Genomic DNA, 15528 nt, shown 5'->3' on the forward strand with positions numbered 1-15528 from the left:
CTCTCCATAAGGTTCGCGTGCAGCCCATCCGTTCCATCCAGGTCCTGCGCGCGCTCGCGGCGCTCATGGTCGCGGTCCACCATGTCCAGCCGGACGCCGCCGTGATCGCGGAGCGCGCGGGCCTGAGCTTCGCCCGCAGCGATCTTTTGCCGTGGATGGCCGGCGTCGACATCTTCTTCGTCGTCTCCGGCTTCATCATGGTCCATGCCTCGCAGGAGCTGTTCGGGCGGGCCGGCGCCGCGCGCGCCTTCCTGACGCGGCGGCTCGCGCGCATCGTGCCGCTCTACTGGGCGATGACGAGCCTGTTCCTGCTGGCCGGGCTGGCCGTTCCGGCCCTGCTCAATTCGGATGCGCCGAGCCTTGGGCAGGTCCTCGGCTCCTACCTGTTCTGGCCGGTCGTCTCGACGCAAGGGCTGGTGCAGCCGGTCTATTCGCTGGGCTGGACGCTGAACTACGAGATGCTGTTCTACGTCCTGTTCGCCGCCGGGCTGATGCTGCCGGCGCGGCTGACGCTGCCGGCCGTGACGCTCGTGCTCGCGGGCCTGGTGGCGGCGCAAAGCCTCGCCGGGCCTCTCGCGCTGCCCTTCGGCTTCTGGGGGCAGCCGATCGTGCTCGAATTCGCCGCGGGGATGGGCATCGCCGTGCTGCGGCGGAAGGGCTTGCGGCTGCATGGGGCCCTGCGCATCGCGGTCGCGGCGGCCGGTGCCGGTTTATTGATCGCGGCTGCCCATCTTCCGGGCACGGACGGCCCCTGGAGCAGCGTGCTCTGGCGTGGCGGGGCTGCGATCCTCCTGATGCTCGCCGCCGGTTGCGGGCGCGAGGGCATCGTGCCCATCGGACCCGTGAAGGCGCTGGCGGTCGTGGGCGATGCCTCCTATGCGCTCTATCTCGTCCATCCCTTCGTGATCCGGGGCCTGCGCGAGGTCGTACTGCGGCTCGGGCTGCCTATGCCGGCGCTCTATATCGCGCTGGCGCTCGCCGGTTCCGTGATCGCGGCGCTCATGGTCCACCGCTTCTTCGAGAAGCCGGCGACGCGGCTCGTCCGGCGCCGGCTCAGCTCAGCCTCATCCCCTTGAGCGACTGGCCGACCACGCCGCCGTCCTTGCGCCGCCGGGCGCGCTGCGCCTTGATCGCCTCGACATGCTCCGCTTGCGGGAAATAGCCGCGCTCCATGATCTCGAGCGCGTATTCCTCGTAAGTGAGGCCGAGCTTCGCGGCGTTCTCCTCGCGCCTCAACGCGATGTCGCGCGGCTTCTTCCACGCCCTGCGATGGGCGAAGCGCCAGTCGAAATAGCGGCCGATTGCCCCTGAGCCCGTGGCCTGACGCCGCTTGCGCGGCTTCAGCGGCGGGCCGCCGTTGTGGCCGATCCCGATGGGGCGTTCGCTGGGCATCGCTTCCGGACTCATGGGGCTTCTCGTTCCGTGCAGGATAAGGGCTACGACGGGCCAAGCAAGCTCCGTGCCGGAGCGGCGGCTTCAGAGGCCGAGCTTCCTCTTGCGCTGGCCGAGCGTGCGCAGGCGCAGCGCGTTGAGCTTGATGAAGCCGGCCGCGTCGCGGTGGTCATAGGCGACCGCGCCCTCCTCGAAGGTGACGAGGTCCTGGTCGTAGAGCGAATAGTCGCTCGAGCGGCCGATGACGTGGACGCCGCCCTTGTAGAGCTTGAGGCGGACCTCGCCGGTGACGAATTCCTGGCTCTTGTCGATCAGCACCTGCAGCATCTCGCGCTCCGGCGAGAACCAGAAGCCGTTATAGATCAGCTCGGCGTATTTCGGCATGAGCTCGTCCTTGAGATGCGCCGCGCCGCGGTCGAGCGTGATCGATTCGATCGCGCGATGGGCCGCGATCAGGATCGTGCCGCCGGGCGTCTCGTACATGCCGCGCGACTTCATGCCGACGAAGCGGTTCTCGACGAGGTCGAGCCGGCCGATGCCGTTGTCGTGGCCGAGATCGTTGAGCTTCGCCAGCAGCGTCGCAGGCGAAAGCTTCTCGCCGTCGATCGCGACCGCGTCGCCCTTCTGGAAGGAGATCGTGACGATGGTCGGCTTGTCCGGCGCCTCCTCGGGCGAGACGGTGCGGGAATAGACGTAATCGGGCACTTCCTCCGCCGGGTCCTCCAGCACGCGGCCCTCGGAGGAGGCGTGCAGCAGGTTTGCGTCGACGGAGAAGGGCGCCTCGCCGCGCTTGTTCTTGGCGATCGGGATCTGGTGCTGCTCGGCGAAGGCGATGAGCTGCTCGCGCGAGCGCAGGTCCCATTCGCGCCAGGGCGCGATCACCACGACGTCGGGCTTCAGCGCATAGGCCGTCAGCTCGAAGCGGACCTGGTCGTTGCCCTTGCCGGTGGCGCCGTGGGAGACGGCGTCGGCGCCGGTTTGCTCTGCGATCTCGATCAGCTTCTTGGCGATCAGCGGGCGGGCGATCGAGGTGCCGAGCAGGTAGACGCCCTCATAGGCGGCATTGGCCCGGAACATCGGGAAGACGTAGTCGCGCACGAATTCCTCGCGCAGGTCCTCGATGAAGATGTTCTGCGGCTTGATGCCGAGCAGCAGCGCCTTGTCGCGCGCCGGGCCGAGCTCCTCGCCCTGGCCGAGATCGGCGGTGAAGGTCACGACCTCGCAGCGATAGGTGGTCTGCAGCCATTTGAGGATGATCGAGGTGTCGAGACCGCCGGAATAGGCGAGAACGACCTTTTTCACGCTGCTGTCAGCCATCTGTTCGTTTTCCTTCTGGCGGCTTCCAGGGGCCGCGTTTCGGACGCAATGGCGCACTATCGCAGCCATGGGGGCGAAGCAATCGGAACCTTCTGATCGATCCCGCGTCGTTGCGTGATGGATCGGTGCCGGCGGCGGTGTCGTCCCTCCCATGCGCCTGCGTCCGCTCAAGGGCGCTTGCGGTCGTGTCGCGAAGGGCGCAGGCTCGACCGGCGCGGCACGACATGACGATCTGCTCGGAGGCTGAATGCCGAATCGTCCCGTTCTGGACTTCTGGTATGAGTTCGCGTCGCCCTATTCCTGCCTGAGCGCCCTCAGAATCGAGAAGCTGGCCGATGAGGCCGGCGTCGCCCTGCGCTGGCGGCCTTTCCTGCTCGGGCCGATCTTCGCGGCGCAGGGCTGGAACACCTCGCCCTTCGCGCTCTTTCCCAGCAAGGGGCGCTATATGTGGCGCGACACGGCGCGGCGCGGCCGGCGCCAGGGCATCAGCTTCGTCAAGCCGGAGAATTTTCCCCAGAATTCGCTGACCGCCGCGCGGCTGGCGCTCGCCGGCCGGGAGGAAGGCTGGACGCCGGTCTTCTCCCGGGCCCTGTTCCGGGCGCATTTCTGCGAGGGGCGCAACCTCGCCGAGGAGGCGGTGCTGAGCGCGGCGCTGAAGGAGGCCGGCGGCGATCCGGGCCACGCGCTGCCGCTCTCGCGCAGCGAGGAGGTCAAGGGCCGGCTCAAGGCCGAGATCGAATACGCCAAGTCGATCGGCATCTTCGGCGCGCCCTTCTTCGTCACCGGCGACGGCGAGCTGTTCTGGGGCGACGACCGCCTCGAGGAAGCGCTCGAATGGGCGGCGGAAGGCTGCTGAACCGGGAAGCGCGAACCCGGAATGAAGGCTGTGGGGTCCACCGTGTCTAACCCGGCCCCTCCGGCCGCTTCCCCCAAGGTCCCCGCGCGGTCTCCCCGACCATGGTCGGCAGGTCCTGGCGCTCGCCGATCTTCGGCGGGTGCGGCGGCATCGCCGGCATGCGCCCGCCGGCGGTCTCGACCAGCGCCTGCACGCGCTTGGTGACGGAGGGGTGGGTCGAGAACAGGTCGGCGACATCGTCCGGATCGTTCTCGAAGCACATGTCCATCACGCCGGACGGCACGCCCTCGAGATCGGCGCGGCCGGAGATCTTGAGCAGGGCGGAGATCATCGCATCCGGGTTCTTGGTCAATTCCACCGCCCCGGCATCGGCGAGATATTCGCGCGAGCGCGACAGCGACAGCCGGATCACCACCGCCAGGAACCAGGAGATCACGATCACCGCGATGCCGACGAGGATGGCGAGCCCGTTGCCCTTGTCGCGCGAATTGCCGGAGGAGAAGCGGACGCCGCCGCGGCCGAAGCCGCGGAAGGCGAGCTCGCCGGCAAAGGAGATCACCCCGGCGATCACCACCGCGATCACCATCAGCCTGACGTCGCCGTTGCGGATATGGGTCAGTTCATGCGCCAGAACCGCCTCGATCTCGGCGTCGTCGAGCTCGGCCAGGAGTCCCGTCGTGACGCTGACGGTGAACTGCTTGTCGTTGACGCCGCTGGCGAAGGCGTTGAGCGCGTCGCTCTCGACGATGGCGAGCTTCGGCATCGGCAACCCGCGCGAGATGCACAGATTCTCCAGCATCCGGTAGAGCTTGGGGTTGTCCTCGCGCTTCAGGCCCTTCGCCCCCGTCACCGCCCCGATCAGCGCGACGTTCATGCGGAAGCCGATGAAGATCCAGATGACCGTCGCCGCCGTGATGAAGGGGAACCACGAGCGGAAGATGCGGCTCGCCTCGCCGAAGGCGGATTGTCCGGGCGCCACGCCGCCGAAGCCATAGGCGATCAGCAGCAGGCCCCAGGCGGTGAGATAGGCCAGCAGGAAAAGGCCGGCGATCAGGAGGTTCGACCTGATCCGGTTGTTGCGCTGGTGCGTGTAGAGCCCGAAGGCCTGCGCCATCGCAGCCGCTCCCCTTGCCGTGAGCGCCGACGCGTCAGAACTTCACGCTGGGCGCGACCTCGATCTGCGCGCGGGTCTCAGTCCCGACATCGAAGAACTCGCGCTGGGTGAAGCCCATCTGCGGGGCGAACAGCACGGCCGGGAAAGCCTGGATCGCGGCGTTGAACTCGCTCACCGCATTGTTGAAGAAGCGCCGCGCCGCCGCGAGCTTGTCCTCGACATTGCCGAGATCGACCTGGAGCTGCTGGAAATTGGCGCTGGCCTTCAGGTCCGGATAAGCCTCGCCGAGCGCCAGGAGCCGCCCCACCGCGCCGGAGAGCTGCTGCTCGGCCGCCGCCTTGTCGTGGACGCTGCTCGCGCCCTGGGCCACGTTGCGCGCCGCGATCACCGCGTCGAGCGTCGATTTCTCGTGGGTGGCGTAGCCCTTCACCGTCTCGACGAGGTTCGGGATCAGGTCGTGGCGCTGCTTGAGCTGGACGTCGATGTCGGCGAAGGCCTGGTTGACGCGCTGCCGCATCGCCACGAGCCCGTTATAGGTCATGACCAGATAGACGGCGAGGGCCGCGACCAGTCCCAGAATGATCCAGCCCATCGGGCGCTCTCCTTTACATTTCGCCGCAAGCCTTGCCGCGGCAGACTGGCATGAAGGCCGATTCCGGGAAAGCCGCATCCTTCATATTGATCTCGACGCCGGGCTGTGATGTGTAGGAGGCGGCTGGCACGATGCGGGCGGGGGCCCGCATTTCAAAACGATAACAAGAGGTTGGGGCGATGAGGATAGTCTTGGCGGCGCTGCTTGCCGTGATGGCGGGCGCGTGCAATCAAACCGTGCAGTCCGAAGGACCGGAGCCGGTGGCGGCAGCGGCGGCCTTGCCCGCCGCGCCGGCCCTGCCGCCGGCGGCACCGGCGGCAGGGCGCCCTGTCGCGGTGGCAACCGCCGCCCCGCCGCCGGGCGAGCCCGGCCCGGCGCTCTACGAGCCGCTCGTCGACACGACGCGCGTGAAACCGCAGAAATACGAGCAGGATCTGCTGGCCTGCAAGCTGCAGGCGGTTCCGCAGGCGGCGGCGATCGGCCGGGCGACGAAGCAGCAGCAGACCGGGGCTGCGCTGCAGGTGGCCGGCACGCTCGCAAGCTATATCCCGGTGCCGGGCTTCCGCCAGGCGCATGTGCTCGCCGCGGCGACGAACGCCGTCCAGTCGATGGGGGAGGCGACCTCCGAAGGTGCGGCCGCCACGCTGGAGCAGGCGACGACGGATTACGCCTCGATCATGGACAATTGCATGGTGCAGAAGCGCTACAAGCTGCTGCGCGGCTGATTGCGGCCTTGCCCTCGCGGCGGGCTTGCATTACACCGCCCCTGTCCGAAGGGCGGTGATCCATCATGCGCCGGGGGCGGCCTTTGCGGCTTGCTCCCGTTTCGTGTTGGCGACGTGACCCCTCTGATGCGGATCGAGCCGGCGGCCCAGGTGCCCCGTGGCTCTCGACGAGCCGGAAGCCTCCCGCGCGGAGGCGCCGACGGCAGCGATCCGCCGTGCAGCACGAGCCCGAGGCACCATGCCGGACATCCGCGGGATACGCGGCCGGCTCCCAGGAGATCACATGTCAGCAGTTGAGAGCTACAACGCGGGCCGCGAGGATTTCGCCGCCCTGCTCGAAGAGTCCTTCACCAAGAACGAAGCCCTCGAGGGTTCGGTCATCAAGGGCAAGGTCGTCGCCATCGAGAAGGATATGGCGATCATCGACGTCGGCCTGAAGACGGAAGGGCGCGTCGCGCTCAAGGAATTCACCGGCCCCGGCCGCGAGCAGGAGCTGAACGTCGGCGACGAGGTCGAGGTCTATCTCGACCGGATCGAGAACGCGCTCGGCGAAGCCGTCATCAGCCGCGACAAGGCCCGCCGCGAAGAGAGCTGGGTCAAGCTCGAGAAGGCCTTCGAGGCCCGCGAGAAGGTCACCGGCATGATCTTCAACACCGTCAAGGGCGGCTACACCGTCGATCTCGACGGCGCCGTCGCCTTCCTGCCGCGTTCGCAGGTCGACATCCGCCCGATCCGCGACGTCGGCCCGCTGATGGGCCAGCCGCAGCCCTTCGAGATCCTCAAGATGGATCGCCGCCGCGGCAACATCGTCGTGTCGCGCCGCACCGTCCTCGAGGAGACCCGCGCCGAGGCCCGTTCCGAGCTCGTCGCCTCGCTCGAAGAGGGCCAGGTCATCGACGGCGTCGTCAAGAACATCACCGAATACGGTGCGTTCGTCGACCTCGGCGGCATCGACGGCCTGCTGCACGTCACCGACATGGCGTGGCGCCGCGTCAACCATCCGTCCGAGGTCGTGACCATCGGCCAGACGGTCAAGGTCAAGATCATCAAGATCAACCAGGACACGCACCGCATCTCGCTCGGCATCAAGCAGCTGCTCGCCGATCCGTGGGACGGCATCGCCGAGCGCTACCCGGTCGGCACCCGCCTCAAGGGCCGCGTGACCAACATCACGGACTACGGCGCGTTCGTGGAAGTGGAGCCGGGCATCGAGGGCCTGATCCACGTCTCCGAGATGAGCTGGACCAAGAAGAACGTCCACCCCGGCAAAATCGTCTCGACCTCGCAGGAAGTCGACGTCGCGATCCTCGAGGTCGATCCGGTCAAGCGCCGCATCTCGCTCGGCCTCAAGCAGACGCTGCGCAACCCGTGGGAGCTGTTCGCCGAGCAGCACCCGTCGGGCTCGACGGTCGAGGGCGAGGTCAAGAACAAGACCGAGTTCGGCCTGTTCCTCGGCCTGGAAGGCGACATCGACGGCATGATCCACCTCTCGGATCTCGACTGGAACCGTCCGGGCGAGCAGGTCATCGAGGAATACAAGAAGGGCGACGTGCTCCAGGCCGTCGTCCTCGATGTGGACGTCGAGAAGGAGCGCATCTCGCTCGGCCTGAAGCAGCTCGGCGGCGATCCCTTCGTCGATGCCGGCGAGTTCAAGAAGGGCCAGATCGTCACCTGCGAGGTGGTCGAGGTGAAGGAGTCGGGTCTCGACGTGAAGATCGCCGACACCGACATGATGACCTTCATCAAGCGCGCGGAGCTTGCGCGTGACCGTTCCGAGCAGCGCCCCGAGCGCTTCGCGGCCGGCGAGCGCATCGACGCCCGCGTCGTGCTGTTCGACAAGAAGGCCCGCAAGATCCAGGTCTCGATCAAGGCCCTGGAGATGGCCGAGGAGAAGGAGGCGATCGCCCAGTTCGGTTCGTCCGACTCCGGCGCCTCGCTCGGCGACATCCTGGGCGCCGCCCTCAAGAAGGCCGGCGACAAGAAGTGAGGTTTTGGCTGCGCAAGCAGCCGGCCTTTGAGATCAGCCCGCGCGGAGCGATCCGCGCGGGCTTTTGTTTCGCCTTCGGGAGCCCGCCATGACCCCTGCCGCCATCGGCATCGACTTCGGCACCACCAACAGCGTCGTCGCGCTGGCCGGCGCCGACGGCTCGGTCACGACGCGCTCCTTCGCGACGCGGCAGGGCGCGGTCGACGCCTATCGCTCGGCGCTGATGTTCTGGCGCGAGGGGCGCCCGCCTCAGACCCGAATCAGCCATGTCAGCGGCCCCGATGCGCTCGACATGGCGCTGGGCATGACGGCCGAACACCGCTTCCTGCAATCGCTCAAGACCCATCTCTCCAGCCGCGCCTTCCAGGAGACGCGCCTGTTCGGCAAGCTTTTCCGGCTGGAGGACCTGATCGGCGTCTTCCTCAGCGATCTCTCGGACGGCCTTTCCGGCCGCGAGGCGCTGCCGCTCGTCTCCGGCCGCCCGGTCGTGTTCGCCGGAGAGCGGCCGGACGAGGAGCTGGCACTCGCCCGCCTGAGGGCGTCCTATGGCGAGGCCGGCATGGCCCAGGTCGATTTCGCCTATGAGCCGCTCGGCGCCGCCTATTGGTACGCCCGCGACCTGAAGCAGCCGCAGACCATGCTGGTCGCCGATTTCGGCGGCGGCACCAGCGACTTTTCGGTGATGCGCTTCGAGCCCGCCGCGCGGGGAGGGCTCACGGCGATCCCGCTCTCCCATGCCGGCATCGGCGTCGCAGGCGACACCTTCGACTATCGCATCATCGAGCATGCGGTCTCGCCGGCGCTCGGCAAGGGCACGGAATACCGCTCCTTCGGCAAGCTCCTGCCGGTGCCGGCGCATTACCATGCCGCCTTCGCGCAATGGCACAAGCTCTCGCTGATGAAGAGCCGCGAGACCATGGCCGAGCTCAACGCCCTGATCCGCGAGGCCGTCGAGCCCGGCAAGCTCACCGACCTGCTGACCGTGGTCGAATACGATCTCGGCTACGAGCTCTATCGCGCCGTCTCGGCCGCGAAGCTTTCGCTCTCCGACAGCGAGGCGACGACGCTCAGCTTCAGCCAGATGGGCGTCACCATCGAGAAGCCGATCCGCCGCGCCGATTTCGAGCGCTGGATCGCCGAGGACGTCGGCGCGATCGAAGCCGCGCTCGACCGCGCGCTGGCTGATGCCGGGCTGGAGCCTGGGCGGATCGAGGCCGTCTTCATGACCGGCGGCACCTCTTACGTCCCGGCCGTGCGGCGCCTGTTCGAGCGTCGCTTCGGTGCCGGCAAGGTGCATATCGGCGACGCCTTCCGCTCGGTCGCCAGCGGGCTCGCGCTTCTGGCGCGCGACCGGGCGCGCGCCTGCGTCGCGGCCTGAGGCGCCTTGCCGGGCCGGGCCGACGGGTCTACATCACGGACCCGCAGCCGCCGCGCGCTTTCCGTTCGGCCGGAGCCGGTCGAACGAAAAGAATTCGCGCCAAACTAAAAGCTGAGCCTGTTCCGGTCGGAACGGGCTCCGGGAGTATCCGATGCCGCCCGATGCCGATCTGCTCGCAGACCGCCGCAGCCTGCGCCGCAAGCTGACGCGCTGGCGCGTGCTCGCCGTCGTCGGCGTGATCACGGCTGCGGTGATCGGCGGTCTCGCCTGGAAGGGCGAGGGTCCGACCAGCCTGCGTGGGGCGCATGTCGCCCGTCTCACCGTCTCCGGCTTCATCTCCGGCGATCGCCGCACGCTCGATTTGATCAAGTCTGTCGAGGACAGCAACGCGGTTTCCGCCGTCGTGCTGCGCGTCGACAGCCCCGGCGGCACCACGGCCGGTGCCGAGGCGCTGCATACCGCGCTGCGTCGGCTCGCGGCGAAAAAGCCGATGGTCGCGGTCGTCGACGGCGTCGCCGCCTCCGGCGGCTATATCGCGGCGATGGGCGCCGACCGCATCGTCGCCCGCCAGACCTCGCTCGTCGGCTCGATCGGCGTGCTCTTCCAGTTCCCGAACGTGTCGAACCTGCTGGATACGGTCGGCGTCAAGGTCGAGGCGATCAAGTCGAGCCCGCTCAAGGCCGCCCCGAACGGTTTCGAGCCGACCTCGCCGGAAGCGCGCGCGGCGATCCAGCGCGTCGTCGACGACAACTACGCCTGGTTCAGGGACATGGTGCGCGAGCGCCGCCATCTCGCAGAGGGCGAGGTCGCCTCGGTCTCCGACGGGCGGGTCCATTCCGGCCGCCAGGCGCTGGGGCTGAAGCTCGTCGACCAGATCGGCGGCGAGCCGGAGGCGATCGCCTGGATGGAGCAGGAGAAGAACCTGGCCAAGGACCTCAGGGTCCGCGACTGGCGCCGGCGCAGCGAATCCTCCGCCTTCGGCCTGTGGAGCCTCGCCGAGGCGATGGCGCGCGGCGCCGGTCTTGACGCGCTTGCGGCGACGATCGCGCGCGCGGCGGACCAGCCGGTCGGCTTGCGGCTTGACGCGCCCCTGGCGCTCTGGCAGCCTGCCGCTGAAAAGTGATGTTGATACAAATGGTTATACTCTAGCGATGATCAAATCCGAACTCGTCCAGCGGATCGCCGACCGCAACACCCATCTCTACCAGCGCGATATCGAGAACATCGTCTCGGCCATCCTGGACGAGATCGTGAAGGCGCTGGCGCGGGGCGACCGGGTGGAGCTGCGCGGCTTCGGCGCCTTTTCGCGCAAGGGCCGCTCGGCCCGCATCGGCCGCAATCCACGCACGGGCGACGCGGTCGCGGTCGAGGAGAAGTTCGTCCCCGTCTTCAAGACGGGCAAGGAACTGCGCCTGCGCCTCAACGGCAAGGGCTGATCCTGGGCAAGGGCTGATCCTGGCGCCGGCTACGCGGAGATCGTGATGAAAGCCTTCTTCAAGGCATTGGTGCTGGTTCCCGTCGCGCTGGTGATCGTCCTGTTCTCGGTCGCGAATCGCGGGTCGGTGCGCGTCTCTCTCGATCCGTTCAGCCGCGACCTGCCGATGCTCTCCTATGAGGCGCCGCTTTTCGCCGTGGTGCTCGCCGCGATCGCGGTGGGCGTGCTGATCGGCGGGCTCGCGTCCTGGCTCGCGCAGGGCAAGCACCGCAAGGCTGCCCGCCGCAGCCGCCGCGAGAGCGAGGCGCTGCGCTCCGAAACCCGGGCTTTGCGTTCCGCCGTGCCCGATTCCGCCCTGCCGGCGTTGACCGACGGAAGCCGTTGATGCGGCTTTTCGATGCGGCCGGGATCGACGCGGCCCTGAGCTACCCCGCCCTGATCGACATTCTCGACGAAGCCTTCCGCAGCGACGTCGTCGCGCCCAAGCGCGGCCAATACGCGATCGAGCGGCCGGGCGAGGCCGATGCGATCCTGCTGACCATGCCGGCCTGGAGCGGGCCCGATGTCGCCAGGCCCTATATCGGCACCAAGATCGTCTCGGTCTTCTTCGGCAACGGCAAGCGCGGCCTGCCGGGGGTGATGGGCGCCTATCTCCTGATGGACGGCGTGACGGGCGAGCCGCTCGCGGTGATGGACGGCAACCGGCTCACCACCTGGCGCACCGCCGCGGCCTCGGCGCTCGCCTCGCGCTACATGTCCAATCCGCAGGCCAGCCGCATGCTGATGGTCGGGGCCGGCGCGCTCGCCCCCTTCATCGTCAAGGCGCATCGCTCGGTCAGGCCGCTGACCGAGATCGCGGTCTGGGCGCGGCGGCCTGAAGCCGCCGAGGCCGTCGTCGCCGAACTGGCGCAGGACGGCATCGAGGCCCGCGCCACCACCGACCTCGAAGGCGAGGCGCGCACCGCCGACATCATCTCCTGCGCGACCAATGCGACCGAGCCGCTGATCCACGGCCATTGGCTGAAGCGCGAGGCCCATCTCGACCTGATCGGCGGCTTCACCATGCAGATGCGCGAGGCCGATTCCGACGCGCTGCATCGCGCCCGCGTCGTGGTCGATTCCAGCAAGGCGATCGACGAGGGCGGCGACGTCGCCGTCGCCATCGCCGAAGGCAGCTACAGCGCCGACCGGGTCGCCGGCACGCTCGCCGATCTCTGCCGGGGCCGGATCGCCGGGCCGGTCGAGGGCGGCGGCATCACGCTGTTCAAATCGGTCGGCGTCGCGCTCGAGGACCTGGCGGCGGCGGTTGCGGTCTGGGAGCGGAACGCCGCGGCCTGAGCCGTGTGCGTCAGGCGATCCGGGCGCCGCCGATGGCGCCCATGAGCCACAGAATCAGGACGATGACCAGGACGAGGCCGAGAACGCCGCCGAGCCCGGCATTGCCGTAGCTGCGATGCCCGTAATAGCCGCCGCCTCCCAGAAGCAGGATGAGCAGCACGATGATGAGGACGGTGGACATGGCTAACTCCCGTGTATCGGCGCCCGTTCAGGGCGAGGTCGAGCGGGAAACGCCGGTCGGGAACCCCCGGTTCCGCCACTCCGGCATCGGCTTGACGCTGCCTGACGCCTGCGCCGATGCTGCGTCCATGTTCGCGCGCTCCCGAATCGCCGTCCTCACCGCCGCGATCCTCCTCATGGCTCCGGCCGTGGGCCTCGCCCAGTCGACCGCCGAGCAGGAGGCGAGGAACCGCGCCGCCAACATCGCTGCCTGGCCCGACGCCGCCCGCTCGCTCTTCGGCCAGCAGACCGGGCCGGCGAGCATGCAGGCGCGCGCCATCGGCTCCTATGCGCGTGGCTGCCTCGCCGGCGCCGCGGCGCTGCCGGTCGACGGGCCGAGCTGGCAGGTGATGCGGCTCAACCGCAACCGCAACTGGGGCCATCCGGCGCTGGTCAGCTATCTGGAGAGGCTTGCCCGCGATGTGCCGCGCCTCACCGGCTGGCCGGGTCTGCTCGTCGGCGACATGTCGCAGCCGCGCGGCGGGCCGATGCTCACCGGCCACGCCTCCCACCAGATCGGGCTCGACGCCGATGTCTGGCTCACCCCGATGCCGAAGGGCCGGCTCGAGCGCGCCGAGCGCGAGAACATGCCGGCGGTCAACATGGCTCGCGCCGACTGGCGCGACGTCGATCCCCGCCACTGGACCCCGGCGCATACGAGGCTGATCCGCGCCGTCGCGGCCGAGCCGCAGGTCGAGCGCATCTTCGTCAACCCGGCGCTGAAGGTCGCGCTCTGCCGCGAGGCGGGCGCCGACAAGAGCTGGCTGGAGAAGGTGCGGCCGATCTGGGGCCACAACTACCATTTCCACATCCGGCTCTCCTGCCCGGCCGGGATGGCGAGCTGCCAGGGCCAGGAGCCGCCGAATTTCGGCGATGGCTGTGGCGCCGAGCTCACCGGCTGGATCGAGCGCCAGCACAAGGCGATCTTCAATCCGCCCAAGCCGAGGCCGGGCCCCAAGCCTAAGCCGAAGCCGCCGATGTCGCTCGACGCCCTGCCGCCGGAATGCCGGCAGGTGCTGGTCTCGCGCTAGATCATCGCGCGTCCGATCGGACGCGATCACGATGATCTATCTCATTGTCGGTCCGATGCGCTGAGCGAGCGCCTCAGCGCCGCGGCGGCACGCGCCCCGAGCTGTAGGCGAAGGGATCGTGCTGCGGCGTGATCAACGGCTGGGCCTGGTCCTCGCCCTCGAGATCGACGACGCCCGCGCCGCCCTCGTCGCCGAGGATCGCCTCCTCCGTCGGCGGCACCGCGCCCGGCAGGGTGAGCGGCCCGCCGCTCTCGCTCGGCAGCGGCTGCGGGCGGTAGGATGGCTGCTCGAGGGAACGGCGCTGCGCGTCGAGGCCCTGGCCGTAATTCGCGACCGGATAGCCACCCCGCACGCTGCCCGGCGGCCGCAGGCCCTCGCTCGGCTGCCTGAGGAGCCCCCCGCCCGCGACCATGGTGGCGGCCGCGGGTGCCGGGCCGCGCGGCAGCGGCTGGGCCGAGGCATAGGGGCGCGCCGGATCCGGCGGCTGCAGATTGTAGTTCGGCGTGTACTTGATCACCGGCTTGCAGATGTGCCGGCCCTTGGCGTGCCGGGCGAGATCGATGTGGAAATGGTCGTAATGCAGCGGGTCGGCGCCGGGGCCGAGCACCGTCGAGAAATGCTCGCAGGCACCGACGAAGACCTCGCGCAGGAAGTTCTGCTCCTCGGGCGAGCCGCGCCAGCCGTCCTTCACCGTCACCACGCGGTTGTCGTTGAGCCGGAAGGAGAAGACGTCGACGGCGTTGCCGAAGGCGTGCTCGGAGGTGCGCGTCGTCGCCGTGCCGTTGTTCATCGCCCGGCAGGAATAGGAGCCGGCCCGCAGTTCCACGACCTGGGCGCCGAGCAGGTTCATCGCCGCCGGCTGCACCACCTCCGCCAGCCAGCGGTCGGTGGTCGAGACGACCGGACAGGAGAGGGTGGCTGCGCTGGTCAGCCCGATGCCGCCGCCCGCGAAGGCCTGGACCTTGAGCGGCTGCTGCATGCCGCAGGTGCCGGGTCCGTCGATCGCCTTGCCGCGCAGGCTGACATAGGCCGAGAGCTGCACCTGGCGGGAGGACATGCAGGCCGCTTCCGCCTGGTCGCGCCAGGCGGCACGCTGCGGCTTCTGGAACTTTCCGCAGCCCGCCAGGCCGGCTGCTCCGGCAAGGGCGAGTGCGATGAGGGAAAGATGAGCGCGTCGCATGACCCATTCAAATGCGAACCGGCAGATGAACGGTTTCTCAACCGACTGCGCTCGCGCCGCCACAGGCGGGCTATCTTTGCCGCTTTGGTGAATCGGGCCTTAAGAGCGCCTCGCGGGTCCGGATCGGGGCGATTGCGTGTTCCGCGTCCGCCGGCCGGGTGTCGGCAAGATCAGTGCGCTCGCCGTGCAGATCGAACCGTGGCGAAGCTGTGGCGGACTCGCGACGAAATCGCGCATCCGGAAATATCCACAAGCTTCATCAATGGCTTAACCACTGATTAAGGACGATCTAGCTTCCGCCCGAGGCGTGCCACGATGCTGCCCCCTTGCGGCCGGCGTCAATTCTGGTAGCCTTGATGTCAGGTCAATGACACAGGAGGGTGTGATGAGTGTCACGCTACGTCTCGACCGATTGATCATGGGTGCGGCTTTCGTTTTCATGATGGCGATCGTTCTGGGAGCGTTCTGACAACGGGTCAGTCTCGAAGTCGCTAGGACCACAGGAGCAATGACAACAACGCCGCCGGGAAGAAGTCCCGGCGGCGTTTTTCGTTCGCGGATCGATTGCGGGCCCGTTCAGCTTTCCGGACAGGCGGTTTCCGTCAGGTGCCAGGACATCATGTTGACGACGCGCCCGCAGGTCGCGAGCCGGCGCCCCTGCGTCGTCCTGATGCAGGACATCGCGCCTTCGGCGATCTTGCGGCCGTCGTTCCAGCAGAAGCAGAGCGGTTCCGGCGCCTGGGCGAGGCGCGGCGGGTCGAGCGCGACGGCCGGCTCCCCGGCCACTGCCGCCTGGCTCAGGAGGAACAGGACGGCGAGCGTGGACAGCCGGCCCGGCATGCGCTGTCGGCGAGGGCTCGATCCGAATCCGGTCATGGCTCTCTCCCCGCGCCAGGGCGAGACGTCCACGGAAGTGTACCATGCCGACCCGATCGTGACGAATGATTATGTACTGATTTGAAAT

Annotated in this window: 17 protein-coding genes; 10 read left to right on the forward strand and 7 right to left on the reverse strand. The window is 68.5% G+C overall.

Going from position 1 to position 15528, the window contains the following annotated elements:
* The first annotated feature begins 17 nt into the window (after positions 1-17).
* Complete coding sequence (locus M9917_RS11315; protein ID WP_297253707.1) at positions 18-1076, forward strand: acyltransferase family protein; 1059 nt, start codon at positions 18-20, stop codon at positions 1074-1076.
* Here the strand turns inward: M9917_RS11315 and M9917_RS11320 are convergent.
* Together M9917_RS11320 and M9917_RS11325 are read right to left on the reverse strand one after the other, a co-directional pair.
* Positions 1054-1407 (reverse strand): hypothetical protein, encoded by a 354-nt coding sequence (locus M9917_RS11320; protein WP_297253708.1) that lies wholly within the window; start codon positions 1405-1407, stop codon positions 1054-1056. The genes M9917_RS11315 and M9917_RS11320 overlap by 23 nt on opposite strands.
* A gap of 69 nt (positions 1408-1476) precedes the next feature.
* Positions 1477-2709, reverse strand: a complete 1233-nt coding sequence (locus M9917_RS11325; RefSeq protein WP_297253710.1) for an argininosuccinate synthase — start codon at positions 2707-2709, stop codon at positions 1477-1479.
* Between the two features lie 247 nt (positions 2710-2956).
* On the opposite strand from M9917_RS11325, the gene M9917_RS11330 reads away from it, so the two are divergent.
* Entirely contained in the window at positions 2957-3565 is a 609-nt protein-coding gene (locus tag M9917_RS11330) for a 2-hydroxychromene-2-carboxylate isomerase (protein WP_297253713.1), read from the forward strand.
* 46 nt (positions 3566-3611) lie between these two features.
* On the opposite strand, the gene M9917_RS11335 is transcribed toward M9917_RS11330, so the two are convergent.
* Positions 3612-4679 (reverse strand): M48 family metallopeptidase, encoded by a 1068-nt coding sequence (locus M9917_RS11335; protein WP_297253714.1) that lies wholly within the window; start codon positions 4677-4679, stop codon positions 3612-3614.
* Between the two features lie 34 nt (positions 4680-4713).
* Positions 4714-5271 (reverse strand): LemA family protein, encoded by a 558-nt coding sequence (locus M9917_RS11340; protein ID WP_297253716.1) that lies wholly within the window; start codon positions 5269-5271, stop codon positions 4714-4716.
* A 179-nt stretch (positions 5272-5450) separates the two neighbouring features.
* Between M9917_RS11340 and M9917_RS11345 the strand changes: the two genes are divergently transcribed.
* The 7 genes from M9917_RS11345 (at position 5451) to lhpI (ending at position 12134) form a co-directional block, all read left to right on the forward strand.
* Entirely contained in the window at positions 5451-5996 is a 546-nt protein-coding gene (locus tag M9917_RS11345) for a hypothetical protein (RefSeq protein WP_297253718.1), read from the forward strand.
* Positions 5997-6279: 283 nt separating this feature from the next.
* Positions 6280-7983 carry a 30S ribosomal protein S1 gene (gene rpsA / locus M9917_RS11350; RefSeq protein WP_297253720.1) on the forward strand — a complete coding sequence of 568 codons (1704 nt, stop codon included), beginning with the start codon at positions 6280-6282 and terminating at the stop codon, positions 7981-7983.
* Between the two features lie 88 nt (positions 7984-8071).
* Complete coding sequence (locus M9917_RS11355) at positions 8072-9361, forward strand: Hsp70 family protein (protein WP_297253722.1); 1290 nt, start codon at positions 8072-8074, stop codon at positions 9359-9361.
* A gap of 151 nt (positions 9362-9512) precedes the next feature.
* Positions 9513-10484 carry a signal peptide peptidase SppA gene (gene sppA / locus M9917_RS11360; protein ID WP_297253725.1) on the forward strand — a complete coding sequence of 324 codons (972 nt, stop codon included), beginning with the start codon at positions 9513-9515 and terminating at the stop codon, positions 10482-10484.
* Between the two features lie 28 nt (positions 10485-10512).
* Positions 10513-10797, forward strand: coding sequence for an integration host factor subunit beta (gene ihfB / locus M9917_RS11365; RefSeq protein ID WP_297253728.1), 285 nt, complete (start codon positions 10513-10515; stop codon positions 10795-10797).
* A 45-nt stretch (positions 10798-10842) separates the two neighbouring features.
* Entirely contained in the window at positions 10843-11181 is a 339-nt protein-coding gene (locus tag M9917_RS11370) for a LapA family protein (RefSeq protein ID WP_297253730.1), read from the forward strand.
* Positions 11181-12134, forward strand: coding sequence for a bifunctional Delta(1)-pyrroline-2-carboxylate/Delta(1)-piperideine-2-carboxylate reductase (gene lhpI / locus M9917_RS11375; protein WP_297253732.1), 954 nt, complete (start codon positions 11181-11183; stop codon positions 12132-12134). Before M9917_RS11370 ends, lhpI begins: the two co-directional genes overlap by 1 nt.
* A gap of 10 nt (positions 12135-12144) precedes the next feature.
* On the opposite strand, the gene M9917_RS11380 is transcribed toward lhpI, so the two are convergent.
* Positions 12145-12315, reverse strand: a complete 171-nt coding sequence (locus M9917_RS11380) for a DUF3309 family protein (RefSeq protein WP_297253734.1) — start codon at positions 12313-12315, stop codon at positions 12145-12147.
* Between the two features lie 127 nt (positions 12316-12442).
* Here M9917_RS11380 and mepA point away from each other — a divergent pair, with 127 nt between their 5' ends.
* Positions 12443-13384, forward strand: coding sequence for a penicillin-insensitive murein endopeptidase (gene mepA, locus M9917_RS11385; protein ID WP_465246377.1), 942 nt, complete (start codon positions 12443-12445; stop codon positions 13382-13384).
* Between the two features lie 73 nt (positions 13385-13457).
* Here the strand turns inward: mepA and M9917_RS11390 are convergent, their stop codons facing one another.
* Both M9917_RS11390 and M9917_RS11395 read right to left on the reverse strand, forming a co-directional pair.
* On the reverse strand, positions 13458-14564 hold the full coding sequence (locus M9917_RS11390) for an extensin-like domain-containing protein (RefSeq protein WP_297253738.1): 1107 nt from the start codon (positions 14562-14564) through the stop codon (positions 13458-13460).
* Between the two features lie 576 nt (positions 14565-15140).
* The gene (locus M9917_RS11395; protein ID WP_297253740.1) at positions 15141-15440 is read right to left on the reverse strand and encodes a hypothetical protein; all 300 of its coding nucleotides are present in this window, start codon (positions 15438-15440) and stop codon (positions 15141-15143) included.
* Positions 15441-15528 lie beyond the last annotated feature (88 nt).

Origin of the sequence: Bosea sp. (in: a-proteobacteria), assembly GCF_023953965.1 — a bacterium.
Classification (GTDB): domain Bacteria; phylum Pseudomonadota; class Alphaproteobacteria; order Rhizobiales; family Beijerinckiaceae; genus Allobosea.